23 protein-coding genes and 1 pseudogene are annotated in these 22,526 nt (G+C 71.0%); 11 read left to right on the forward strand and 13 right to left on the reverse strand.

Going from position 1 to position 22,526, the window contains the following annotated elements; translation table 11 throughout:
- Positions 1-296: 296 nt before the first annotated feature.
- The 3 genes from J2744_RS10560 to J2744_RS10570 all read right to left on the reverse strand — a co-directional run bounded on the left by J2744_RS10560 (position 297) and on the right by J2744_RS10570 (position 2,087).
- Positions 297-848 carry an HIT family protein gene (locus J2744_RS10560; protein ID WP_210113322.1) on the reverse strand — a complete coding sequence of 184 codons (552 nt, stop codon included), beginning with the start codon at positions 846-848 and terminating at the stop codon, positions 297-299.
- Positions 848-1,756 (reverse strand): type II methionyl aminopeptidase, encoded by a 909-nt coding sequence (gene map, locus J2744_RS10565; protein WP_210113323.1) that lies wholly within the window; start codon positions 1,754-1,756, stop codon positions 848-850. Before map ends, J2744_RS10560 begins: the two co-directional genes overlap by 1 nt.
- 94 nt (positions 1,757-1,850) lie before the next feature.
- Positions 1,851-2,087 carry a DUF2249 domain-containing protein gene (locus J2744_RS10570; protein WP_210113324.1) on the reverse strand — a complete coding sequence of 79 codons (237 nt, stop codon included), beginning with the start codon at positions 2,085-2,087 and terminating at the stop codon, positions 1,851-1,853.
- Positions 2,088-2,217: 130 nt separating this feature from the next.
- Between J2744_RS10570 and J2744_RS10575 the strand changes: the two genes are divergently transcribed.
- A complete protein-coding gene (locus J2744_RS10575) occupies positions 2,218-2,529 on the forward strand; it encodes a CGCGG family putative rSAM-modified RiPP protein (protein WP_210113325.1) in 312 nt (103 codons plus the stop codon).
- 6 nt (positions 2,530-2,535) lie between these two features.
- Here the strand turns inward: J2744_RS10575 and J2744_RS10580 are convergent, their stop codons facing one another.
- Entirely contained in the window at positions 2,536-4,587 is a 2,052-nt protein-coding gene (locus tag J2744_RS10580; RefSeq protein ID WP_210113326.1) for a histidine kinase N-terminal 7TM domain-containing protein, read from the reverse strand.
- A 74-nt stretch (positions 4,588-4,661) separates the two neighbouring features.
- On the opposite strand from J2744_RS10580, the gene J2744_RS10585 reads away from it, so the two are divergent.
- From J2744_RS10585 to J2744_RS10600, 4 genes are all read left to right on the forward strand, one after another.
- Positions 4,662-5,129, forward strand: coding sequence for a peroxiredoxin (locus tag J2744_RS10585; protein ID WP_210113327.1), 468 nt, complete (start codon positions 4,662-4,664; stop codon positions 5,127-5,129).
- Between the two features lie 81 nt (positions 5,130-5,210).
- Positions 5,211-6,350: a hypothetical protein gene (locus J2744_RS10590; RefSeq protein WP_210113328.1), complete on the forward strand. Its 1,140-nt coding sequence runs from the start codon at positions 5,211-5,213 to the stop codon at positions 6,348-6,350.
- 123 nt (positions 6,351-6,473) lie between these two features.
- Positions 6,474-7,613 carry a S49 family peptidase gene (locus J2744_RS10595; protein WP_210113329.1) on the forward strand — a complete coding sequence of 380 codons (1,140 nt, stop codon included), beginning with the start codon at positions 6,474-6,476 and terminating at the stop codon, positions 7,611-7,613.
- Positions 7,610-8,680, forward strand: coding sequence for a hypothetical protein (locus J2744_RS10600; RefSeq protein WP_210113330.1), 1,071 nt, complete (start codon positions 7,610-7,612; stop codon positions 8,678-8,680). Before J2744_RS10595 ends, J2744_RS10600 begins: the two co-directional genes overlap by 4 nt.
- 32 nt (positions 8,681-8,712) lie before the next feature.
- Here the strand turns inward: J2744_RS10600 and J2744_RS10605 are convergent.
- From J2744_RS10605 to J2744_RS10615, 3 genes and pseudogenes are all read right to left on the reverse strand, one after another.
- Positions 8,713-8,829 (reverse strand): annotated as a pseudogene (locus J2744_RS10605) (DMT family transporter); the annotation flags it as partial.
- 45 nt (positions 8,830-8,874) lie between these two features.
- Positions 8,875-9,921 (reverse strand): geranylfarnesyl diphosphate synthase, encoded by a 1,047-nt coding sequence (gene idsA3, locus J2744_RS10610; protein WP_210113331.1) that lies wholly within the window; start codon positions 9,919-9,921, stop codon positions 8,875-8,877.
- Positions 9,918-11,270 carry a ribonuclease J gene (locus J2744_RS10615; protein ID WP_210113332.1) on the reverse strand — a complete coding sequence of 451 codons (1,353 nt, stop codon included), beginning with the start codon at positions 11,268-11,270 and terminating at the stop codon, positions 9,918-9,920. The genes idsA3 and J2744_RS10615 overlap by 4 nt, the downstream gene beginning before the upstream one ends.
- 304 nt (positions 11,271-11,574) lie before the next feature.
- Here J2744_RS10615 and J2744_RS10620 point away from each other — a divergent pair, with 304 nt between their 5' ends.
- From J2744_RS10620 to J2744_RS10640, 5 genes are all read left to right on the forward strand, one after another.
- Positions 11,575-12,228, forward strand: coding sequence for a hypothetical protein (locus tag J2744_RS10620; RefSeq protein ID WP_210113333.1), 654 nt, complete (start codon positions 11,575-11,577; stop codon positions 12,226-12,228).
- Positions 12,225-13,574: a hypothetical protein gene (locus J2744_RS10625; RefSeq protein WP_210113334.1), complete on the forward strand. Its 1,350-nt coding sequence runs from the start codon at positions 12,225-12,227 to the stop codon at positions 13,572-13,574. The genes J2744_RS10620 and J2744_RS10625 overlap by 4 nt, the downstream gene beginning before the upstream one ends.
- A gap of 103 nt (positions 13,575-13,677) precedes the next feature.
- On the forward strand, positions 13,678-13,920 hold the full coding sequence (locus J2744_RS10630; protein WP_210113335.1) for an LSM domain-containing protein: 243 nt from the start codon (positions 13,678-13,680) through the stop codon (positions 13,918-13,920).
- Positions 13,917-14,093 (forward strand): 50S ribosomal protein L37e, encoded by a 177-nt coding sequence (locus J2744_RS10635; protein WP_210113336.1) that lies wholly within the window; start codon positions 13,917-13,919, stop codon positions 14,091-14,093. Before J2744_RS10630 ends, J2744_RS10635 begins: the two co-directional genes overlap by 4 nt.
- A gap of 553 nt (positions 14,094-14,646) precedes the next feature.
- The gene (locus J2744_RS10640; protein WP_210113337.1) at positions 14,647-15,681 is read left to right on the forward strand and encodes an LLM class flavin-dependent oxidoreductase; all 1,035 of its coding nucleotides are present in this window, start codon (positions 14,647-14,649) and stop codon (positions 15,679-15,681) included.
- Positions 15,682-16,064: 383 nt separating this feature from the next.
- On the opposite strand, the gene J2744_RS10645 is transcribed toward J2744_RS10640, so the two are convergent.
- From J2744_RS10645 to J2744_RS10660, 4 genes are read right to left on the reverse strand one after another with little or no spacing between them, the layout of a single operon-like run.
- Complete coding sequence (locus tag J2744_RS10645; RefSeq protein WP_210113338.1) at positions 16,065-17,210, reverse strand: deoxyhypusine synthase; 1,146 nt, start codon at positions 17,208-17,210, stop codon at positions 16,065-16,067.
- 39 nt (positions 17,211-17,249) lie between these two features.
- Positions 17,250-17,534 (reverse strand): ubiquitin-like small modifier protein 1, encoded by a 285-nt coding sequence (locus J2744_RS10650; protein ID WP_210113339.1) that lies wholly within the window; start codon positions 17,532-17,534, stop codon positions 17,250-17,252.
- A 23-nt stretch (positions 17,535-17,557) separates the two neighbouring features.
- Positions 17,558-18,880, reverse strand: coding sequence for a TrkA C-terminal domain-containing protein (locus tag J2744_RS10655; RefSeq protein WP_210113340.1), 1,323 nt, complete (start codon positions 18,878-18,880; stop codon positions 17,558-17,560).
- Positions 18,877-20,142, reverse strand: coding sequence for a potassium channel family protein (locus J2744_RS10660; protein WP_210113341.1), 1,266 nt, complete (start codon positions 20,140-20,142; stop codon positions 18,877-18,879). Before J2744_RS10660 ends, J2744_RS10655 begins: the two co-directional genes overlap by 4 nt.
- Before the next feature lie 157 nt (positions 20,143-20,299).
- On the opposite strand from J2744_RS10660, the gene J2744_RS10665 reads away from it, so the two are divergent.
- Positions 20,300-21,463, forward strand: coding sequence for an NAD-binding protein (locus tag J2744_RS10665; protein WP_210113342.1), 1,164 nt, complete (start codon positions 20,300-20,302; stop codon positions 21,461-21,463).
- 25 nt (positions 21,464-21,488) lie between these two features.
- Here the strand turns inward: J2744_RS10665 and J2744_RS10670 are convergent, their stop codons facing one another.
- Together J2744_RS10670 and J2744_RS10675 are read right to left on the reverse strand one after the other, a co-directional pair.
- Positions 21,489-22,124: a uracil-DNA glycosylase gene (locus J2744_RS10670; protein WP_210113343.1), complete on the reverse strand. Its 636-nt coding sequence runs from the start codon at positions 22,122-22,124 to the stop codon at positions 21,489-21,491.
- A 106-nt stretch (positions 22,125-22,230) separates the two neighbouring features.
- Positions 22,231-22,458 (reverse strand): helix-turn-helix domain-containing protein, encoded by a 228-nt coding sequence (locus J2744_RS10675; protein WP_210113344.1) that lies wholly within the window; start codon positions 22,456-22,458, stop codon positions 22,231-22,233.
- Between the last annotated feature and the right edge of the window lie 68 nt (positions 22,459-22,526).

Raw genomic sequence — 22,526 nt, forward strand, 5'->3', positions numbered from 1 at the left:
GAAGAACACCTCCAAAGCCCCAGTCGTGAGGACGACGCACGCTCGCTGCGCTCCTCGTCACTCACTCCGTTCGTTCCTGCGGTGCTTACATCGCCTGCGTCGTCCTCACGACTGCCCCTTTGAGTCCCACCCGACCGCAACCGCACAGCACCTCACGCCTCCCCAGCCTCGTCGCTGGCACCCTCCGCTTCGCTCCGGGAGCCAGCGACTCCCTCGCGCGTGCTGCTCGGCCGCGGGGCGGCCTCGCAGGCACGCGCCACCGTGCCGTTTGTTTATAAATAATCGGCACCGCCAGCTCAGACGTCGAAGTCGAGTTCCACCGCGTCGCCCGCGTCGGCGTCGCCCGGATCGACGACGTGCTCGTCGGCGGCGAACCCGTCGTGGAGGTGGTCGTAGGTGCGCTCGATCGCTTCCACGATCACCTTCGTGTCGCCGGTGACGGGCATGAAGTTCGTGTCGCCGCTCCACCGCGGGACGACGTGCGTGTGGAGGTGGTCGATCGACCCGCCGGCGGCGTCGCCGCCGAGGTTCTGGCCGGTGTTGACGCCGTCGGGGTCCAGATCGCGGCGCAGCGCCGCGAGCGTCGCCGCCTTCAGCTTCGCGTGATCGAGGAGGGTCGCGTCGTCGAGGGCGGTCGGGTCCTCGACGTGTTCGTCCGGGATCACCATCGCGTGGCCGGGGTTGTACGGCGCGTTGTTCAGGAGGACGTAGTTGCGCTCGCTGCGGGCGACCACGCGCGCCTCGCGGGCGTCCTCGCGCTCGGGCAGGACGCAGAACGGGCAGCCGTCGATCGGGTCGGCGTCGCGCTCGACCCACTCGATCCGCCACGGCGCGAAGATCCGGTCCATCAGTCGTCGAAGCCGTGGATGCCCGCAGTCGTCACCTCGACCCCGTCCTCGGTGACGAGCAGGGTGTGTTCCGCCTGACTCACGAGGGCGTCGTCGTCCTCCTTTAAGACGGGGTACCCCTTGATCGCGTTCGCCTGTTTCAGGCGGCGGAGCGCCATCTCGGCGCGGTCCGTCTCCAGCCACCGCGCCGCGAACGGGAGGTCGTCGAACGCCTCGATCGCTTCGAGCGCCTGCCGCGCGCGCCGGTCGCGCACGCTCGCGGACCCCTGCTGTTCGAAGATCTGCTCGTCGGTCCCCTCGCCGACCTTCCCGCGGCCGTCGGTGGCGAACGGCTCGATCGCGACCGCCTGCCCCGGCTCCAGCTCGACGGAGCGGTCGACGCCGCGGTTCGGCACCGTCGGCCCGGTGTGGGCGTCGTACCGCTGGACGCCGTGCCCGGAGAGGTTGAGGACCGGCGTGTAGCCGTACCCGCGGATCACGTCCTCGATCGCCTGTCCGACGACGCCGACCTCGACGCCCGGTCCGGCCTCGTCGAGCGCCGCTTCGAGGGCCATCTCCGCGGCCTCGACGAGTTCGGGGGTCCCGCTGTGGTCGACCGTCACCGCGGCGTCCGCGATGTAGCCGTCGACGTGGACGCCGACATCGAGACACACCATCTCCTCCCCGAACTCGGTGTCGTCGTCGCGGCCCGGGGTGGCGTGCGACGCCTCCGGGTCGACGCTGATGTTCACCGGGAACGCGAGACCGGCGCCCTGCTCGCGGACGAAGTCCTCCGTCCACTCGGCGACCTCGAGGTGGGTCCGGCCCGGTTCGACCATCTCGCGGGCCTCGTTCATCGCTTCCGTCAGCACCGCGCCGGCCTCGCGGTAGCTCTCGACCGCGTCCTCGTCCAGAGGTCCGTGACTCATGGGTCAGGATTCGGCGACCGCGCGCAAAGAGGTTGCGGAGGGCGGTCGCAACGCTCCGGATCCGGCGAGGGCGACGGAGCCGATCCGCCGCCGGTCAGGTGGGCGTGATCTCGACGTACCACTCGTCGGCGGCCGGGTTCGCCGTCTCGTGGGCGTACCCGCGTTCGGCCAACACGTCGTACAGCGGCACCGGCTCGAAGCTGTTCACCAGACAGAGCGACTCCCCCTCGTCGAGACCGTCGAGCGCGGCCATGATGTCGCCGAACGGTTCGCCGTCGATCTCGCGGGCGTCCAGCCGCTCGTCCGCGTCGTCGAATGGATCGGCGCTCATGGATCGGCGGTCGCGTCCCGCGGTGGTATAGTTCCTCCCGAAAGCGTTCGGGAGGTCCGTTCGAACGCTGGGCGTGCGCTCGAACATGTTCGCTCGAAGACGGAGGAGGCTCGGGCGCGTACCGAGGGATATGTCGAGTACACCCTCGGACCACGACCACGGCGCGGACCCGGTGACCGACCACGTCCACGAGAACTCGTGGTCCGCGAACCTCGAAGGCCCCGAACACGCCGAGGACCGCGACCTCCTCGTGCGGCAGGCGATCGAGGCGGTCGAGCACACGGCCGCGGGCAACCACGTCAACCTCGTCACCCACGGCGATCACGGCCACCCGGAGGAGTACCTCTTCGAGGCGCTCGAATCCGAACTCGACGGCGACGTCGACCCGGAGTACGTCGAGCAGTGCGGCTGCGGCGGCCACGTCGTCCGCGTCGACGTCTGAGCGGATTCATTCGTTTTCGCTGGCCGCTCGCGGGAGCCACATCCGAACCACCGTCCCGGTCGGCTCGCGGGTGTCGATCTCGAGGTCGCCGCCGGACTCCGTGACGATCCAGTGGACGAGCCAGAGACCCAGCCCGCTCGCGTGTTCGAGCGCCGTCTCCCGGGCCTCCGAGAACACCGCCCGCTCGACCGGCGGGATCCCCGGCCCGTCGTCGGCCACGTCGATCCGGAAGCGGTCGCCGTCGGCGACGACGCTCGCCTCCACGTGCGGGTCGTCGCCGTCGTTGTGGACGACCGCGTTCTCCAGCACGTTCCGGACCGCCGACTCCAGGAGTTCGTCCGCGGAGACGACCGCCGACCCCGGGACGGTCACCGTCACCGTCGCCCGCGGGAACGACGACTCCAGCGAGTCGCAGAGGCGGTCGACGAGCGCGGCCAGATCGATGTCGGTCCGGCCCGCGTCGCTGTGGAGCGCGACGTCGATCTCTCGGGCCTGATCGCTGAGGTGGGTCAGCGTCTTGACCTTCCGGTCGATGATGTCGAGGTACTGCTGGCCCTCCTCGTCGACGTGGTCGCGGAGCAGGTCCGCGTACCCGCCGATGACGTTGGTGTCGTTCTTGAGGTCGTGGCGCAGCACGCGGTTCAACACCTGAAGCCGCTGTTCGTACCGGCGGGCCTCTGTGACGTCGGTGGCGGTGATGACGACCTCGCGCGCGTCCTCGAACAGCCGTTCGATGACCGTCTCGAACTGACGCCAACTGCCGTCGGCGCAGGCGATCCGGTGCGTGAGCGACTCCGGCTCCGGGCCGTCGAAGGCGCGCTCGAACGCCCGCTGTGCCTCGCGCCGGTCCTCGGGATGGACCAGATCGATGACCGGCCGCCCCTCCACCTCGCTCGTCCGATGGCCGAGCAGCCGCTCTATCGACGGACTCACGTACCGAACCAGGCCGTCGTCGCCGCAGACCGCGATCACGTTCGGCGACTTCTCGATGAGCGCGCGGTAGCGCCGCTGGAGCGTCTCCCGCTCGGTGACGTCGCGGAACAGGAGCACCGTCCCGCTGCGGGCCGTCCCCGGCCCCGAGATCCCGTGGACATCGACGGTCAGGAACCGCGGCGTGCCGCCCCCGTCGACCGTCACGTGGAACTCGTCGTCGGCCGCCCCGTCCGCGACCGCGTCGGCGACCGGCGGGGCGTCGGCGAACGCCTCGTCGGCGTGGACGCCGAGTTCGGTCTCGGGGAACAGCGACCGGGCGGGGTCGTTGCGGTCGACCACGCGCCCCTCGGCGTCGCAGACGACGACGCCGTCGGAGAGGTTCGCGAACACCGCGTCGCGGGCGATCGGCGAGACGTCAAGCAGCCGATAGCGGAACACGACCCACGCCAGCAGCGCCGAGGTCCCGCTGAACGCGATCGGGGTGAAGTCGACGAGACCGGTCTCGGGACCGATCGCGCCGGCGATGCCGGCCGCGCCCAGCGCCAGCGGCGCGACGCCGGCGACGAAGAGGATCGCGGCCTGTCGGCGGAACACGCCGTCGCGGGTCGCCGCCGCGTAGCCGAGGACGGCGAAGGTGAACAGGTTGACCGCGTAGGTGTAGCCGACAAATCCGAGCAGCGCGGGCGTCGGCGCGTAGTCGAGGACGCGGTAGCCGCCGGCGTCGACGAGCGACGGAGCGAGGTAAAAGAGCGGGTCCGCCCCGACGGTCCAGACGGCGACGACGACCGCGGCGGGGACGAGCCAGAAGAGCGCGAAGCGGCGCCGACCGAGCCACGCGGTCCGGTCGACGTACGAGAGGACGAAGGCGGGCCACGCGACCGCCAGCCCGGCGGTGCCGAGCCAGACGAAGCGGTTGAAGTACAGCGTTGTCTCCAGCGAGGCGGCCGACAGCTGTGCCGCGTACGCCAGCGACCAGACGCCGGCGGTGCCCGCGACGCCGACGAAGCTCCACAGGAGGGAGTTGCCGCCGCGGGTTCGGTTACCGACCGCGTAGACGGAGAAGGCGAACGACGCGACGGCCGCCACGAGCAACGGAGCCGTGTACGGCGTCGGTTGCCACGCCATCGATACCGATAGGTGACGAGTAGTGCCTAAAAAGGGACCGAATCCCCTAACCCGTTCGAGGAGAGTCGATCCGTATGCTCGAACCGGGCGACTCCGCACCCGAGATCACGCTCACCGACCACCGCGGCGAGACCGTCAGCGTCGACCCGGCCGCGGCCGCTCACACGGTGGTGTACTTCTACCCGCGCGCCGACACGCCCGGCTGCACCGCCGAGGCGTGTGCCTTCCGCGACGAGTGGGACGCATTCGAGGACGCAGGGATCGCCGTCGTCGGGATCAGCGACGACCCCGTCGAGGACCTCGAACCGTTCGCCGCGGAGTACGACCTCCCGTTCACCCTGCTCTCGGACCCCGACGGCGAGGTGTCGAGCGCGTACGACTCCTACGGCGAAAAGCAGATGTTCGGGAACACCTTCGACGGCGTGTTCCGGAACACGTACGTCCTCGACGGCGAGGGCACCGTCGTCCTCGCGTACGAGGGCGTCTCCCCCGAGGACCACGCCGTCGAGATACTCGACGACATCGCCGCGCTCGAGGACTAACCGGGAATCGACCGGCGGCGGGACCACTATCGCCGGCCGCCACCCGGTAGTATTATTACTTGTCACGATTCACCTGAAACGATGCCCTCCAAACGAGCGTTTGCGAAGCGCGTAGCGGCGCTCGCAGCGACCGGGCTGGGAGTCGCCGGACCGATCGGTGCCTTGACCTCCGAGCCGCCGCCCGACGCGACCCTCGCCGTCGAATCGGCCGCGACCGGAGCCGACTCGAACCGCGACGAGACGGCGAGCGACCGTGCCGACGCGGAGTCCGGCGGGCCGCGCTCCGCGGTCGCCGCCGGAACCTACGACCCGGCCGCGACCGCGTCCGGCTCCGTCGACACCGTCGTGACGGGGCGGATCGATCCGGCGGTCCTGACGGCGACCGGCCTCCCGAGCGGGATCGGAACCCGGGTCCGACGGCTTCTCGACCGGTACGAGAGCGTGTCGATCGCCGCCGTGCGACAGGCGACCGGCGGCGCCGCGCTCACCGCGGACGGGCCGGAGGGGTGCGCCGTCGCGGTCGGCGACGTCGACGCGGCCGCGCTCGCCGCGGAGCTCGACGCCGATCCCGAGGTGACTCGCGAGTCGGACGACGGATCGGGATTCGCTCGGTTCCGGGCGCCGAGACTCGGGTCGGCGGTCGCCGTGGCCCCCGGTGAACTCGTGGCCGCGTACGGCCCGACGCCCGCCGTCGCCGCGACGCACCGCGACGCCGGAATCGACGGCGAGAAGCGGCGGCGGGCGGGCGCGACCGCGAGCTACGGCCCCCTCCCCTCGCTGCTCGGCGGCGACGCGACGGTGTGCGTCGACCTCGGATCGGACGCCCGCGATCACCTGCGGGACCTGCTCGCCGACGCGCCGGACGAGCTCCGCACCGCGCTCGACGCGTCGGGCGCGGTCGGGGCGTCGCTCCGCGTGACCGACGGGGGGTCCGGGAGCGGAGACACGGTCCCGGACGGCGACGCGAACACTGACGCCGGCGCGCCGAGCGTCGCGCTGCGGTACGGCGCGGTCGCGGACCCCCGACGCCTCGACAGGGAGACGGCCGAAGCGATCGCGCGGGCGGCCCGCGAGGGCGAGACCTCCCTTTCGGACGCGACCGTCGCGCGACACGGGCGGACCGTGATCGTCGACGCCGCCGCCGAGAGCGACCTGTTCGCCTCTCACGCGTCGCTGTTCGGCGCCGCCGTCGGCGATCCGATCGAGGTGGCCGACGCGTGAGCGACGGCGACGACCGCGACGGAACCGAGACGCATCGACGAGCAACCGACGCGCGAGCGAACTCACGATGACGACGCCACAACACACGACGCGACGACTGCGGAATCGAACGAGGGCGACTCGATGAGCTCCGAGGATCCGCCTTCGAGGACACCGGACGAACCGACTGACGACGCGGAGGTCGCGACGGGCGACCGCTCGACCGCCACGCGCTCGGCGCCGAGCGCCGGGCGGTCGAGCGGGGACAACGCGGACGCGACGCTCCTCGACCGCGTCGAGACCCGACACGCGGTCGGCGTCGCGGCGGTCCTCGCGGTCGCCGCGGGCCTGCTCGTCGCGCCCGGCGTGTACGGGGCGGTGACCGGTCCCGACGGGACGGTCGCCGTGGTCGAGATCGACGGCAGCATCGACTCGGCGACGGCCCAACACGTCGAGGACAACCTCCGCGACGCCCGGACGAACGACTCGATCGAGGCGGTCGTCCTCGAGGTCAACAGCGGCGGCGGCCTGCCCGCACAGAGCGAGCGGATGTACGCCGCGGTCGACCGCACCGCGTCGGTGATGCCCGTGTACGCCGCCGTCGACACGCTCGGCGCGTCGGGCGCCTACCTCGCGATCGCGCCCGCCGACCGGATCTACGTCGCGCCCTCCGCGCAGGCGGTCGGCAGCGTCGGGGTCGCCGGCACCGCGCCGGCCCCGAACGGCCCGAACGCGGGGACGACCGGACCGGACAAGTCCGGCAGCGACCCGGACACCCAGCGCGAGCGGCGACAGACGCTCGCGAACCTCTTCATCGAGAACGTGATCGAACAGCGCGGCGACGAGATCGAACTCGACCGCGAGGCGATCGCACACGCCGACGCGTACCTCGGCACCGAGGCGGTCGAGAACGGCTTCGCCGACGAGTTCGGCTTCGTCGACGGCGCGGTCGCCGACGCCGCCGCCGAGGCGGGAATCGACGACTACGCGGTCGACACGCGCCGCACCGAAAGCCCCGTGCCGACCAGCATCCCGCTGTTGGAGCGCGACGACGGGACGGTCGTCGTCGCCGGCGGCGCCGAGGAGGAACTCGGCGACGGACTTGTCCTCGCGGTCGCGCCGGCGGCGTGGGACGAGACCGTCGGCGACGACGTCGTCATGACGAGCTACACCGGGCGCCTGCCCGCGGACGGCGACGCGGCGGACGCGGAGACGACGGCCGGTGGCGACGGAGACGCGACGACCGACGACGCGGCCGCGGCGAACGGAGGTGACGGCGAATGAGCGTCGACCTGCGAACGACGGTCGGCGCGTTCGCGCTGGTCTTCCTCGCGGTCGTCGGCGTCGCCGCCGTCGGCGGGGTCGTCCTCGACGACGCGCCGCCCGAGACGGAGTCGGTCGCGGACGACCACTGGCAGTTGGACTCGGTCGAACCGGAGACGGTGAGCGAGGGCGGCGAGGTCGAGATGGAGAGCACCGAGCCGTCCAACACCGTCGTCGTCCATCTCGGCGGCGTGACGGCCGGAGTCGGCGGCGGCACGTCGATCCTGCCGATCGAAGACGGCGATGCGCCCGCGGGAGCGGACATCGGGTCGCTCGGCGGCGTCCAGCGCGGCGTCGCGCCGCTCACCGCGGCGCTCGTCGAGAACGGCCACGAGGTCCGGTTCTACGGCGGGGCGGCGACCGCGGAGCCGCTGTCGTCGATGCTCTCGGACGCGGACGCGTTCGTCACCACGACCCCCGGCGCGCTGTCGGCGACCGACGCCGACGCGGTCGAGTCGTTCGTCGACGCCGGCGGCCGGACGCTCGTCACGAGCGATCCCGGCGGCGCCGGCGCGCTCACCGACTTCGGCTCGCCGTTCGGCGTCTACGGCGAGGCGGGCTACGTGTACGACATGGAGAACAACGACGCGAACTACCTCAGCGTGCTCGTCGAGCCGACCGGGCCGGGGACGCTGACGGCGGGCGTCGAGGAGGTCGTCCTCCGCGGCGCCGCGCCGATCGGCGCCGCCGGCGACTCGGCGACGCTCGCCACCGCGGAGACGTCGCGGCTGTCGACGACCCGGGAGGCCGGCTCCTACGGCGTCGCGGTCCGAAGCGACTCGCTCGCGGTGATTGGAGACTCGAGCTTCCTCGAACCGGAGAACGCCGGTCGCGCCGACAACGGCGTCCTGATCGGTAACGTCGCGGACTTCCTCGTGACGGGACCGAACCCCGACGTGTCGTTCGGACCGGCGACCGGCACGGGCGGCGCGGTCCCGCCGGGAGCGACGATCTCGCCGGGCGGGACGACGACGCCGACCGACCCGTCCGAAAACGAAACGGACCCGTCCGGGAACGCGACCGCGTAACCGGTTCGCGCCCCGGCGCAACGCCGACTTTTCTATCCCGGAAATCGGATCCCGGCGGCCGCGTCGGCGATCTCGCGGCGCTTCAGGAGGCCGAATCCGAAGGCGATGACCGCGAAGCCGGCGACGGTGAACGGCGCCACCGGCTCGTCCGCCGATGTCCGCGTCGCGGCCGACCCACGCAGTGGACGACCCGCTCAGTAGCCGCGGACGATGAGGTAGTCCGCGAGGTCTTCGAGCAGGCTCCGAGAGCCGCTCTCGGGGAGCAGTTCGAGGTGTTCCTTCGAGCGCGCGGTGAGGTCCGCTGCGGTCTCGCGGGCGTACTCGATGGAGCCGGCTTCCTCCAGCGCCGCCACGGCGTCGTCGATGGCCGCCTCGGTCACCTCAGCGGGCGTGTCGGCGTCGACGAGCCCGTCGACGTCGATCCCCTGCTGACGGGCGTGGAGGGTTATCAGCGTCTCTTTCCCCTCGACGAGGTCGGAGCCGCGCTGCTTCCCCAGTTCCTCGGAGGGGACCGTGATATCGAGCACGTCGTCTTGGATCTGGAACGCGCGCCCGGAGTCGATCCCGTACCGGTAGAGGGCGTCGACGACCTCCTCGTCGGCGCCGAGCAGGAGGGCCGGGGTCGCCGCCGACGCGCCGTACAGCACCGCGGTCTTCAGCTCGACCATGTCGAGGTACTCCTCCGGCAGGATGTCGTCCCGGCTCTCGAAGGCGACGTCGAGCGCCTGCCCCTCGCAGATCTCGGTACAGGTCGACGCGAGCATCCGCATCGCCTCCAGCCCGTTCTGCGGATCGGCGCCCGTCTCGGTCATGAACTCGAACGCCTTCGAGTAGAGCGTGTCGCCCGCGAGGATCGCCGTCGAGAGGTCGTACGCCTCGTGGACCGCGGGGACGCCCCGACGCAGGTCGTCCTCGTCCATGATGTCGTCGTGGATCAGCGTGAACGACTGGATCACCTCGATGGCGACCGCGGCCCGCATCACGTCGACGTCGTCGCCGTCGAGCGACGGGAACGCGCGGAAGTCGGCGTCCATCGGCTCGGTGCCGGTGACCGCCTCTGCGGCCAGCGTCGCCACCGTCGGGCGGAGCCGCTTCCCGCCGGCTTCGAGGATGTACCGGGTCGCCTCGTACAGTCGCTCCGGCTCCTGTACCGGCAGCTCCTCGTCGATAGCGGCGTTGACGAGGTCACGCCGCTCGCGGATGGCCTCTAACACCCGCGCCTCCTTCGTCTCGCTCGTCATTCGACGAGCTGGATGGTAGACCCGTTCTGCGTGACGTGGACGTCACGTCCGAGCTTGTACCCCTGCGACTTCGCGAGGTCGACGTACGGCGAGCGCCCTTTCAGCGTCTGGTGACCGGGGATGAGGTGCTGGGGCTGGAGCGCCTGCAGCATCTCGTAGTGGCCCTCCTCGCGGAGGTGGCCCGAGACGTGGATGTCGTCGTAGAGGCGCGCGCCCTGCATCCGGAGGAGCTGCTCGCTCTGGTAGCGCTGGCCCTCGTTGGTCGGCTCCGGGATGACGCTCGCGCTGAAGACGACCTTGTCGCCGTCGTCGATTTCGTACGGGGTCTCGCCGCGGCCCATGCGAGTGAGCATCGCGCGCGGCTCGCCCTGATGGCCCGTCACGATGGGGAGGAAGTTCCCCTTCCCCTCCTTCATGATCCGCTTGAACGCGCGGTCGACGGACTTGCGGTGGCCGTACATGCCGACGTCGCCCTGGAAGTCGACGAAATCGAGCCGTTCAGCTGTGCCAGAGTACTTCTCCATCGAGCGCCCGAGCAGGACCGGCTGCCGGCCGATCTCGCGGGCGTACTCGACGAGGGTCTTCACGCGGGCGATGTGGGAGGAGAACGTCGTGGCGACGATGCCGCCGGTGTAGTCCTCCATCGATTTCAGCGTGTCCTCGACGTGCTTTTTCGCGTACGACTCGGAGGGCGTCCGACCCTTCTGGCCGGCGTTCGTACAGTCCTCGATGTACGCGAGGACGCCCTCGTCCTGCCGGCCGATCTCGCGGAACCGCTCCATGTCGATCGGGTCGCCGATGACGGGGTCGTGGTCCAGTCGCTTGTCGAGTCCGTAGACGATCGCGCCCTCGGGCGTGTGGAGGACCGGGTTGATCGCGTCGATGATCGAGTGGGTGACGTTGACGAACTCCATCTCGACCTGCTCGGAGTCGCCGATCGCCATCGTGGCGCCCGGCTTCATCTTCACGAGGTCGTTGTCGACCTGGAACTTCCCCTCGTCTTCGATCTGCTGGCGCACCAGCTCGATCGTGTACGGCGCGGAGACGATCGGCGCGTCGTAGCGGTGGGCGAGCTTCGGGATCCCCGCGATGTGGTCGAGGTGACCGTGGGTGGGGACGATCGCCTTGACGTCGCCCTCGAGCTCGCTCATGACCCGGTCGTCCGGGATGGCGCCCATGTCGATCAGGTCGAGGCTGTGCATGCTTTCGGTCTCCACGTTGTCGTGGATGAGGACCTTACTGAGGTTCAGGCCCATGTCGAAGATGACGATGTCCTCGCCCGCTCGGACCGCCGTCATCTGTCGACCGACCTCTTCGTAACCGCCGAGTGTCGCAATTTCTATTTCCATGGTGTGCGTGTCTGACGCCGTGGTCGGCGTCGGTCACTGAAACCCCGCAAGGAGCCGTCGGCGCTACGTCGTACCGCGCGTCGTTGAGGCCCCGCTACGGCCGAGTCGTCGCGACTCACCGTGTCCCGCGGGAGTGTGGTACCTCGGCGTACTCCCGCCCACGTTAAAAACTCCCGGGTTCGGTCGCGCGGCGGCGGTTCGCGTCCGAACGCGGCGACGAGGGACCGCGTTTCGACTGAGCTGACGGCGGAAGCTCCGAACGAGTCCCACAAAGCGTTTCACGCTCTCAGTCGAACCGCCGACGATGGCAGAGATCCCCCGCCGCCGGGCCCTCCTCGCGGTCGCGTCAGGGATCGCCGCCCTGTCCGGCTGCTCCGGCAGCGAAACCGCGTCGAACAGCTACCCGACCGGAGAGCGACCGATCGAGGGGTACGAACTCGAAAAAGCGCGCGACGAGCGCGGCGGCGCGCTGGTCACCGCGGACGACGGGCTGCCGTCGCTATCCGCCGACGAGCGGGCGCTCCAGCGGCGAGCGACGCGACGCGTGCTGGTCGCGGACGCCGACCTCGCGGCGCTCACCTTCGCCGAGACGGACGCGGGCGAGACGCTCCGGTCGTTTTGCGCCGCGACCGACTTCGACGCGGCGTCGGTGTACCTGCTCGCGATGTCGGTCGACGCGTGTCGAGAGGTCCGGTTCCGGTCGGTGGCGGTCGAGCGCGACGAGCTCGCGGACGACGACCTCCACCCGCACGCCGACTTCTGCCAGGCGTACCGCCCGGCAGACGTCGAGTGCGAGGGCGACGCGTTCCACACCGTCGGGTTCGCGATCCGACTCCCGGTCGCGGCCAGCCGCTCGACCGGCAGCGGAAGCGGCATGAGTAGCTCCTGTCAGCAGGGGGAGCCGCCGACCGTGTTCAACGCGTCGGCCTCGTCCGAAACCGACGGTGATGGCGCGTGACCCGCGGATCGGGTCCGGATCGTGGACCGGGTTCGCGCCGCGGGTCGAGCTCGCGCCGCCGGCTCCTCGCCGGGGTCGCGACGGCGGGCGCGGCGGCGCTCGCCGGCTGTTCGGGACTCCCGTTCACCGGCGACGAGGAGCGTCGCGAAGCCCCTCCGTCGCTTCCCTCGGACGCCGTCGGACCGATCGATTGGCCGGCGTCGCCGTACCCCGTGACCGTTCCCGCGTCGCTCGCGGACGCCCACGAGACGCGTGCCCGCGAGATGCTCGCCGACGTGCCGGCCGACCCGGACGTTCCCAACGCCGCGGTCGCGGCGGCGGTCGGCGACGACCGCGAGCGCGCGCTCCGGCGAGCGGACGCCGCGATACCCGAGGAGTGGCCGGTCGATACCCTCTCCGCGTGGCGACGGCGCCGAGGCGACGCCGCGGAGGTCCGCGGCGCGTATCGGGCGGCCACCGGGGCGGACGACGGGTCGGAGCTCGCCGCCAGGCGCCGCGCGATCCGCGACGACCGCGGGGCGCTCGCTTCCGGTATCGAGTACCGGGGCGAATCGGCCGTGGAGGCGGTGCTGGCGTACGAGCCGGTCGAGTCGCTGCTCGGGGAGTGCGCGAGCTACGTCGAGCCGCGCGTGACGTACCCCGCCGATCCGGTCGCTGAACCCTTCCGGGCGGGCGAGGCGGTCGCCCGGGTCGAGCGCGCGGCGGCGGCCGCGGCCGACGCGGAGGGGGTCCGCGAGGCGTTCCTCTCCGAGCGCGACGGGGCGGCGGCGCGGTGGGCGTCGCTGGTCGCGGCCGCCGACGGGCTGCGGGGGTCCGTGAGCCGGACGCACGCGACCGTCCGCGAGCGTACCGACGGCGAGGATCCGCTCGGCGACGAGGATCTGAGCGGAACGGTCGCACAGGAGTTGGCGGCCGTCAGCGAGACTCGGGTCGAGTCGGCGGCCGAGGACGTCGAGCGGGCGATCGACGCCGGCGACCACGCCACCGCCGTGATCGAGTCCGGCACCTCGTTGGCCGAGATTGAGGCGTTGCGAGCGACTGTCGAGGAGATCCGCGGCGGCGAACACCGGGACGCTCCCACGGAGGCGTCGGTTCGGTCGGCGGCGGAACGGGCGCGGACGACAGTGAGCGAGGTCGTCGACCGCGACGACCCGCTGGCGACGCGGCTCGTCCGCCCCGGACTGGAGATAGTCGGCTACGTCGCCGATCGGATCGAGGAGGGGTACGGCTCGGCGCGGCGGAGCCAGGCGGAACTGGCGTACGCCGACCTGTACGCGAGCGCGGTCCCGGCAGCGGCCGCGTTCGTTCGCGAGCGGCTGGAGCAAGCGGATTCCGGAGCGAACTGACTCGTCCGCAGGCGGCTGGAGCGACCGGATTCGTGTCAGACCGTCCGGTCTCGGGACCGGCGTCCCGGTATTTTTATTACCGCGACGGGCGGCGGTACGGACAATGAGTGGACGACCCCTCGACGTGCTCGAAGCGTCGCTCGAGGAGCCGGTGACGGTACACCTGAAGGACGGGACGACGTACTACGGAGTCCTGGGCGGCTACGACCAGCACATGAACGTCGTCATCGAACCGGAGACCGACGTGGACGACCGCGTCGACGACGACCTCGACGGCGAGTTCGCGGTCGCGATCGAAGACACAACGATTATACGCGGCGATAACGTCGTTACCATCAAAGCATGACCGGAGCAGGTACGCCCTCTCAAGGAAAGAAGAACAAGACGGTCCACGTGAAGTGTCGACGCTGCGGCGAGAAGTCCTACCACATCAAAAAGGAGCGCTGCTCCTCGTGCGGCTTCGGCGATTCCGCCTCGCGTCGCGATTACGCCTGGCAGTCGAAGACCGGCGACAACTGAACTGCGGTCTCTTCGGTTTCTTCTCGCTTTTACTCGGTGAGCCGCGCGTGTATGTAGAGGGAACTGGGGAGCGACGAACACCTAACTGGGGAGCGACGAACACCTCCAAAGCCCCAGTCGCGAGGACTCGCGCGTCTCGTTGTCGCCCGAAAATCTTCGATTTTCGGGATGTCGTCAGAATCCTTCGGATTCTGACTGCTAGCCAGAAATCGGAGATTTCTGGCGATGACGAGAGAGCTTCGCTCTCTCGAACCACGCGCTTCAGTCGCTCGCTTGTTTCACTCGCTCGCTCTTTCCAGTGCTTACGTCGGCGTGCTTCGTCCTCGCGACTGCCCCTTTGAGTCCCACCCCGCACCGCTCCGCACGGCACCTCACGCCTCCCCAGCCTCGTCAGTCGCCGTCGCTCCGCTCCGGCGACTGACTCCCTCGCGGGCGGTTCGCGGCCGCCGGTGGCGGCCTCGCAGGCACGCGCCACCGCGTCTGATCGGTTTCGATTCCCCGAACACCCCGCCGGCGAGCCAACCGTTAACCGGGTCAGTCGCCCAGCAGGGGTATGGACCTCTCAGTCGTCGACCTCTCGCCGGTCCCCCGCGGCGGCACCGCGGCGGACGCGTTCACGAACACGGTCGACGCCGCGCGCCACGCCGAGCGACTGGGCTACGAGCGGTTCTGGGTCGCCGAACACCACGGGATGGGCGACCGCCTCGCGGGCACCACGCCCGAGGTGCTCCTCGGCCGCCTCGCGGGCGCGACCGAGTCGATCCGGATCGGCTCCGGCGCCGTGCTCATGAACCACTACAGCCCGTTCAAGGTGGTCGAGTCGTTCGGCGTCCTCGACGGCCTGGCCCCCGGCCGCGTCGACCTCGGGATGGGACGCGCCAACGGCTCGCCCGCGTCGGACCGCGCGCTCGGCACCGACCGGCGCGTCGAGAACCCGAACGAGGACCACCGCGAGCGGATCACGGCGGTCGTGAACCACCTCCGCGACGACTACCCGCCGGACCACCCGTACAGCGACCTGTCCGTGCCGGGTTCAGCGGAGGGACCGGCCGTCCCGTGGGTGCTGGGATCGAGTCCGTCGAGCGGGAAGCTCGCGGGCGAGCTGGGGCTGCGCTACTGCTTTGCCGCCTTCATCCGCCCCGGATTCGCCGAGCGCGCGTTCGCGGCGTACCGCGAGGCGTTCGACCCCGAATCCGGACCCGGAGGCCTCGACGAGCCGCGCGGGATGGTCGCGGTCAACGCGGTCGCGGCGGAGACGGACGAGGCCGCGGCCCGGCGGCGCGCGCCCGCGGAGGCGACGTTCCGGCGCATGCAGCGCGGCGAACTGGGCGACGAGACCCCGACCGTCGAGGAGGCGGTCGACGAGCTGGGCGGCGCGCCCGAGCCGACGCCCGAGACGCTCGACGACGACGAGTGGCCGCGGGCGATCTCCGGGAGTCCGGAGACGATCTCGGGGCTGTTAGAGCAGCTGGCCGACCGTGTCGGCGTCGACGAGGTGATGATCCAGCACACCGTGCCGGACCACGACGACGCGCTCGACTCGCACGCGCTGCTCGCCGAGGCGATGGACCTGGACGGGCGGGAATAAATTGACTCCAGCGCGGGAGCCGCTCTCGATCCCGAATGCCCTCTTTGAGAAACGGTCGGTACCAGATCGGTAGCGGACACCGCTAAAGCCCCAGCCGCGAGGACTCGCGCGGCTTGCTGCGCTCCTCAGTCGCTCGCGGTGCTCGCTCTTTGCGGTGCTTACTGCGCCGTGCTTCGTCCTCGCGACTGCCCCTTTGAGTCCCACCCCGTACAGCACCGCAACCGCCCTCACGCCTCCCCAGCCTCGTCGGCCGGTCTCCGCTTCGCTCCGACCGGCCGACTCCCTCGCGCGTGCTCCTCGCGGCCGCCTTCGGCGGCCACTCGGAGGCACGCGCCACCGCAGATCGGGCTATAAGTAGTGCGGTCGGAATCGCGGTCAGACGCTTACTCCACGCGCTCGCGGGCGGCGGCGACGAGCATCGGGAGCATCACGGTCGCGTCGCCGTAGACGGAGGCGTTGCGCGCGTCCTTCTCCAGTTTCCCCCACGACCGCGCCTCTTCGAGGGTCGCGCCCGAGAGCCCGCCGGTCGCCTCCGGGTCCATCGTGATCTGGACGGCGTAGTCGTACGCGCGGGGCGTGACCAGCATCGTCTGGAGCGTGAAGTTCTTCGGCACGCCGCCGCCGACGAGCAGGCAGCCCGCGTCGTCGGCGTCGAACGCGAGGTCGGTCAGCTCCGTCATGTCCGCGAGCGCGTCGAGCGTGAAGTCGGCGGTCTGGGCGTACATCCACGCCTGAAGCCCCAGCACGGAGTCTTGAACCGCGGGACAGTAGATCGGCACGTCGCACTCGTAGGCGGCGGCCGCGACGCCCGGCCCTTCCGGGACGTCGTCGCGCTCGTTGACCTCGGCGTTCGCGCGGCCGAGTTCGCGCGTGAGGTCCGCGATGGAGACGGCGTCGTCGCCCGCTCCGCTCCCGCCTTCGGCGTCGGGGTCGGCTTCGAGCGCCGGGAACACCTCCTCGCGGAGGTGCCCCTCGAACTCCGCGAAGTGCTCTTGGGGAAGGTAGACGTTGTAGATGCGGTCGACCCCCTCGTCGCGGAGCCCCTCGTCGTGTTCGCGGAGGCTCTTCTCGGGGTCGTGAGTGCGCCCGTGGTGGTGTTTCCCGCCGATCGCCTCGATGGCGTCGTGGGTGAGGTTCGCCCCGGTGGTCACGAGGGCGTCGACGTAGCCGTCGCGGACGAGGTCGGCGACGATCCGGCGCATGCCGGCGGGCACCATCGCGCCCGCCAGCGAGAGGAACACGGTACAGTCCTCGTTCTCGAACATCTCCGCGAGCACGTCGCCCGCCTCGTTGACCGCGGCGGCGCCGATCCCCGCGTCGCCGTAGCCGTCGACGAGTTCGCTCACCGTCATCCCGGCCGTCGCGCGGGTGTGGCCCATCGGGTCCTCGCCGAACTCCTCGCGGGGTGGCTCGTGGCCGCCGTGGTCGTCGTGATCGTGGCCGTCGCCGGCAGCGTCACCGGCGTCGTCGGTCCCGTCATCGGCCGCGTCCGCGACGTCGTCTCGCGTCCCCTCGTCGCTGTCGGTCATGGCTCCGGATGGGGTCGGCGCGCGTTTGAAACGACCGATCTATCGCCCGACGCCCCCGCCGCTCACGGGCGGGAACAGCGCCAGCTCGTCGCCCGCTTCGAGGGTCGCGTCGAGACCGTCGTCGTGACGGACGCTGCGCCCGTTCCGGAGGACGTTGATGTGGTCCGCGACGGTCCCGTCCTCGATGACGCGGTCCCGCAGGTCGGGGTGCGCGTCCAACAGCGCGTCGAGGGCGTCGCCGACCGTGTCGCCCGGCTCCGCGTCGACGGTCACGGCGCGGCCGCCCGCGATCTCCGCGAGGTCGGCGAACAGCTTCCACTCCATACGCGGATCCCCGCGCGGGCGACTCAAGAGCGTTGCGTCCCGCCGACGGGGGGATCGGATCCGTCGCGGTCGTCGCCGCCGTCGGTCGAGGCGATACCGTCGCCGTCGTCGAGTTCGGCGTCGCGCTCGGCCGCGGACGCCCTCCCGTTTGATCCGCCCGATCCGCCAGCCTCGTCGGACGCCGCGGCGGCCGTCTCGAACCGGCGAATCGCGTCCGGGCGCCCGACGAGATACACCAGATCCCCGGCGTCGAAGGTGTACGACCGCGGCGGGATCGGCTGGACGGACCCCTCCGCCGGGCGGACGGCGGCGACGACGGCCCCGACCTCGCCGACCGTGCTCCCGTCGAGGTCGCTCCCGGCCGCGACGGTGACGGAGGCCATCGTCTCGTCGGCGTTCCGCAGCAGGGAGGCGAACTCGCGGTCCGCCTGCGGCTCCGCGGGGAGCGTCACGACCCGGTACCCGCCCTCGTCTGTCAGGCGCTCGGCGTCCGACTCGTCGAGCGCGACGGTGACGGCGTCGCCGGCGACGCCGCGCAGCTCGCCGGTCGCGACTCGCTCCAGCTCCGGATCGTCGCGCCACAGCTGGACCGTGTCGCCGACGGTCGCGTTGTTCGGCGGGTCCGCCGAGACCGCGACCGCCGCCGATCCGGGCGCGAGCGTCGGGCCGAGTCCGGCGGCGCGGGAGCCGACCGCGAAGTAGTCGACCGTTCCGTCGGCGTCGAGGTCGACGTCGACGTAGCCGACGCCGTACTCCTCCTTGAGCCGGGCGACGAGCCGCTCGCGGAGGGCCGCCTCCGAGAGCTTCCGCGGGAAGAGCAGGGTCGTCTCGGCGAGCTCCGCCTTCTTCTCCGGCGAGACGGGGTCGTACGTGTCCATGTCGCCGATCTCGTCGGCCGGCGGGATCGTCACCGCCGTGAACCGCCCGACAGCGCGGACGACCCCGCTCAGCTCGCCGTCGAGCTGTTTGGCCCCCGAGAGCGCGAACACGTCGACCGCGAGGCGGTCGCCCGCGTACCGGCCGACCGGGGCCATCACCGCCGCCACGCCGAGCGAGACGAGGTTGAAGAACACGCTCTCGGGCGCCAACAGCGCCGGGTTGTCGCCGACCGCGACCGATCCCAGCGAGGTCGTGTTGAGGTATAAGGCGACCACGGAGACTCCGATAAGCCCGGTCACGCCCTCGGGGATCTCCGCACGGAAGTACCAGCGGTAGGCCAGCGCCGCGCTCCCGGCGACGAGGGCGGCGACGACCGCGAACGTGACGAGGGCGACCGCCGCCTGCCGCGGCCGCGAGAAGCCGACATCGACGGCCGCGCCGACGAGGGCGCCGAGCGCGAGCGTCACGCGGCCACCTCCGCGAACCGGTCGAGCGCGTCGCGGCTCCCGACGACGAACAGGTCGTCGCCCGCCGACAGCGACTGCGACCCGCCGGGCGCGATCGTCCACGACTCGTGGCGGGCCGCGAGGACGGCCACGTCGTACGCCTCGCGGAGCTCGGCCTCGCCGATGGTGTGGCCGTCCAGCGGCCCGCCGGCGACGACCGAGACCTTGCGGAACCGCTTCCCGGTCCGGCGCAGCAGGGCCGTGAGCTCGTACTCGCGACGGGTTCCCCGCGACAACACCAGCACGCGCCCGCGGTCGGCGCGGAGGAGCGTTGTCGCCTCCGAGCGGTCGAGCGCGAGCGTCACCCGCCCCTCGCCGCCGGTGGTCGTGGGCGCGGTCGCCGCGGGCGGAGAGGCGACGGCGTCCTCCCCGCCGTCGGTCCGAGCGTCGTCGTCCGGGTCCGGGTCGTCGCCCGCGGCGGGGGAGTTCGGTGCCGCGACTGCTCCCGGCTCCGGCTTCCCGCTGGATCGGGCGGCGAGCACGGTGCCCTCGGTTCTGAGGTCGGGCGTGATCACTCGGACCACGTCCCCGCGGGCGATCCCGGTCGGCACGAGCGCCGACACCGACACCGCGCGCTTCCCGGCCGGCACCCGCTTCGAGAGCGCCCCCGTCGGCGGCGCGGCGGAGACGGTCGCGCGCGCCTGCTCGTCGATCCGGACCGCCACGTCGGCGAGGTCGAGCTCGGTCCGGAGCCGCTCCGCGAACCGGTCTTCCAGCTCCGCGAGCGGGAGGTCGGCCGGGAACGTCCAGTCGCCGTCGAGGATCGCCCGGCGGGTCTCGGCCGGCAGCGGCGGGTACCCCTCCATGTCGTTCACCTCGCCGGCGACCTCGACGGAGACGCGGCCGCGGCCGCCGACGAGTTCGATCACGTCGGTCGAGAGCGTCCGGTCGCGGAGCTGTTTGAGCGAGATCCGCTTGGGAACGCTGGCGCCGAGTCGGTCGCCCTGCGCGTGGGCGTACAGCGAGAGCATCAACACGACGACGATCGCCGTGAGGATCGCCGGCGCGCGCTCCGACGACCGGATCGTCTCGTCGTTGAGCGCGAGCAGCCCGCCGTTGACCCCGGCGATCGCGAGCGACAACACGACCACCCCCAGCCCGGGGATCGTCACGTCGGTCACGTACTTGAACACGAACCCGAGAGTCCCGGCCACCAGCGCGGGGACGATCCCGGTGATGACGCCGAGGTAGATTCCGAAGACGATCTCGACGGGCAGCGACATACGCCCCTCAACCGGCGGCGCGGTTAAACGTGTATCGGCGCGAGGGTCGCGTCGAACCCGCCGTCGACGCCGCCAGCACGCTCCACGGCCGGCGTCGAAGCCGTCCGACTCGATGCGGCCTCGCGGGGTTTAAGTTCGGTCTCGGCGACGCGGAGGTATGGAGCTGACCCGGGACTGGGTGACCGTTCGGGCGTCGATACTCCTGACGTTCGCGGTCGCGGTGCTGTCGATCCTCGCCGGGCTGGCCCAGATCGGTGGACTCGGCGTCTCCGGTCCGCTCGCCCCGCTGGTCCCCGACTTCGTCCGACAGACCGTCGGGTTCACGGGAACGATCACTGGGTTCGCGATGCTCGGCAGCGGCTTCGCGCTGAAGAACGGTTACCGCGTCGGCTGGTACTCCACGGCGGTGCTGCTCCCCCTGACCGCGATACAGGGGCTGATGCAGGCGTCGGTGGTGTCGTTCCCGCTGGTGGCGCTGTCCGTCCTCTCGATGCCGACGCTCGTGATCAACCGCGGGCGGTTCGACAGGTCGTACTCCCCCTCGCCGACGCAGCTCGCGGCCGGCGCTGCGCTGGTGACGGCCGTCGCCTACGGGACCGTCGGGACGTACGCCCTCCGCGACCAGTTCAACGGGGCCGAGACGATTGTCGACGCGTTCTACTTCACCGTCGTCACCGCCTCAACGGTCGGTTACGGAGACATCAGCCCGGCAACCGACATCGCCCAGCTGTTCGCGCTCTCCTCGCTCGTGATGAACGTCGCCGCCTTCGCGGTGGCGCTCGGGGTCCTCCTCACGCCCGCCATCGAGGCGCAGCTCTCCAAGGCACTCGGAAAGATGACCGACAGACAGATCGACCTCCTCGACGACCACGTCCTCGTGTTAGGATACGGGGACTTGACGGAACCGATACTCGAAGAGCTCGCCGCCCGCGAGGGCGTCGAGTACGCCGTCGTGACGCCCGACGAGACCGTGGCGAGACGGCTCGCCGACCACGACATCCCGGTGTACACCGCGGACCCCAGCGACGTGGAGCCGCTCGAACGGGTGAACCTCGACGGCGCCCGGGCGGTCGTCGCCGCCACCGAGGACGACGCGCGCGACGCGCTCGCCATCCTCACCGCCAGACAGCTCAACCCCGACGTGCGTATCGTCGCGGCGGTGACGCAGCGCGAGAACGTCGACAAGCTTCGCCGCGCCGGCGCTGATCAGGTGATCTCACCCACGACGCTCGGCGGACACATCATCGTCGACTGCGCGTTCGGCGCGGACAGCAAGGACGCGACCGAGGGGATCCTCGACGACGTCGACCTCGACGACTGAGTTTCGCTGGCCGCGGACGTACTGCTCAGCGGCTCCGCCGCCCTTTCGTCTGCCGGTAGTCCCGGCTCAACACGTTCTCCCGCATGTGATCGCGGAAGGCGTCGGCCTCCGCGTCGGTCATCGCCGCCGGATCCCGCATCGGCACCAGCTCGAAGCCGCGGCCGCGGATCGTCGTCGCGTGTTCGGCGTCGACGTCGAAGGAGTCCGGCCGCCGCGTCGTGTACTCGACGGCCAGCTCGCGGAGCGGGCGCTCGCCGACCGGCACGATGATCTGCGGGTTTATCATCCGAACCTCGGCGTTGAGGAACGGCTCGCAGGTCTCGGCCTCCCAGTCGCTCGGCTCGCGGTCGGGGTGTCGACACCGCGTCAGGTTCGTGAAGAAGACGTTCTGGACGTCCGGCTCCGCGGCGTCCGGCGCCGAGCGAACGAAGCCGAGGTCACCGAAGATCGATTGAACGCGTTCACCCCCGCCCGGGCCGGTGAAGGGGACGCCGTTGCGCTCCGCGGCCTCGGTCGGCGCCGTCCCGACCACGAGGAACTCGGCGCCGACGTCGCCGTAGCCGTGAACGACGCGGTCGCGGGCGCCGCACAGCTCGTCGCAGTTCTCGCAGTCGGGGTCCATCGCGAACGGGTTCTCGAACTCCGTCTGGTTCGCGTCCACGGTCGACGTGAGCGCCGAGCGCCCCTAAACGCTCCGGCGCGGAGACCGGTGTGGTGAGAAGCGGGCGGATCGAACGGGGAACCGATGCGATAGAGAGCGGACCGGGTCAGTTCGGCACGTAACAGTCGCCGTCGCAGTCGACGAGCCCCTCGTTGCGGAGGGTCTTCAGGATGCTGTATAAGGAGAGCTTCTTCATCCCGAGCGACTCGCCCATCTCCGAGACCGTGGCGTCGCCGTTCGTGGTCAGGTAGAGGTACACGAGCTTGGCGCGGGGGGACTGAAGCTCCGCGGGCAGCGCGCGGGCCGCCGCGGACGCGGTTTCCGTCTCGATCATCTTGTCCGAACGGTTGGGTTCGACGATAATAAATCCCCTATTCAACGTTCGTCGAAATACTCGAAAGG

The sequence above is a fragment of the Halorubrum trapanicum genome, from assembly GCF_017873555.1.
GTDB lineage: Archaea > Halobacteriota > Halobacteria > Halobacteriales > Haloferacaceae > Halorubrum > Halorubrum trapanicum.

Coding starts and splice junctions, on each gene's coding strand:
- J2744_RS10585 (WP_210113327.1), top strand. CDS start 4,662: ATGCTCGAACCGGGCGACTCCGCACCCGAGATCACGCTCACCGACCAC.
- J2744_RS10600 (WP_210113330.1), top strand. CDS start 7,610: ATGAGCGTCGACCTGCGAACGACGGTCGGCGCGTTCGCGCTGGTCTTC.
- J2744_RS10560 (WP_210113322.1), bottom strand. CDS start 848: ATGGACCGGATCTTCGCGCCGTGGCGGATCGAGTGGGTCGAGCGCGAC.
- J2744_RS10575 (WP_210113325.1), top strand. CDS start 2,218: ATGTCGAGTACACCCTCGGACCACGACCACGGCGCGGACCCGGTGACC.
- map (WP_210113323.1), bottom strand. CDS start 1,756: ATGAGTCACGGACCTCTGGACGAGGACGCGGTCGAGAGCTACCGCGAG.
- J2744_RS10590 (WP_210113328.1), top strand. CDS start 5,211: ATGCCCTCCAAACGAGCGTTTGCGAAGCGCGTAGCGGCGCTCGCAGCG.
- J2744_RS10660 (WP_210113341.1), bottom strand. CDS start 20,142: ATGTCGCTGCCCGTCGAGATCGTCTTCGGAATCTACCTCGGCGTCATC.
- J2744_RS10580 (WP_210113326.1), bottom strand. CDS start 4,587: ATGGCGTGGCAACCGACGCCGTACACGGCTCCGTTGCTCGTGGCGGCC.
- J2744_RS10615 (WP_210113332.1), bottom strand. CDS start 11,270: ATGGAAATAGAAATTGCGACACTCGGCGGTTACGAAGAGGTCGGTCGA.
- J2744_RS10620 (WP_210113333.1), top strand. CDS start 11,575: ATGGCAGAGATCCCCCGCCGCCGGGCCCTCCTCGCGGTCGCGTCAGGG.
- J2744_RS10640 (WP_210113337.1), top strand. CDS start 14,647: ATGGACCTCTCAGTCGTCGACCTCTCGCCGGTCCCCCGCGGCGGCACC.
- J2744_RS10635 (WP_210113336.1), top strand. CDS start 13,917: ATGACCGGAGCAGGTACGCCCTCTCAAGGAAAGAAGAACAAGACGGTC.
- J2744_RS10650 (WP_210113339.1), bottom strand. CDS start 17,534: ATGGAGTGGAAGCTGTTCGCCGACCTCGCGGAGATCGCGGGCGGCCGC.
- J2744_RS10630 (WP_210113335.1), top strand. CDS start 13,678: ATGAGTGGACGACCCCTCGACGTGCTCGAAGCGTCGCTCGAGGAGCCG.
- J2744_RS10675 (WP_210113344.1), bottom strand. CDS start 22,458: ATGATCGAGACGGAAACCGCGTCCGCGGCGGCCCGCGCGCTGCCCGCG.
- J2744_RS10570 (WP_210113324.1), bottom strand. CDS start 2,087: ATGAGCGCCGATCCATTCGACGACGCGGACGAGCGGCTGGACGCCCGC.
- J2744_RS10645 (WP_210113338.1), bottom strand. CDS start 17,210: ATGACCGACAGCGACGAGGGGACGCGAGACGACGTCGCGGACGCGGCC.
- idsA3 (WP_210113331.1), bottom strand. CDS start 9,921: ATGACGAGCGAGACGAAGGAGGCGCGGGTGTTAGAGGCCATCCGCGAG.
- J2744_RS10665 (WP_210113342.1), top strand. CDS start 20,300: ATGGAGCTGACCCGGGACTGGGTGACCGTTCGGGCGTCGATACTCCTG.
- J2744_RS10595 (WP_210113329.1), top strand. CDS start 6,474: ATGAGCTCCGAGGATCCGCCTTCGAGGACACCGGACGAACCGACTGAC.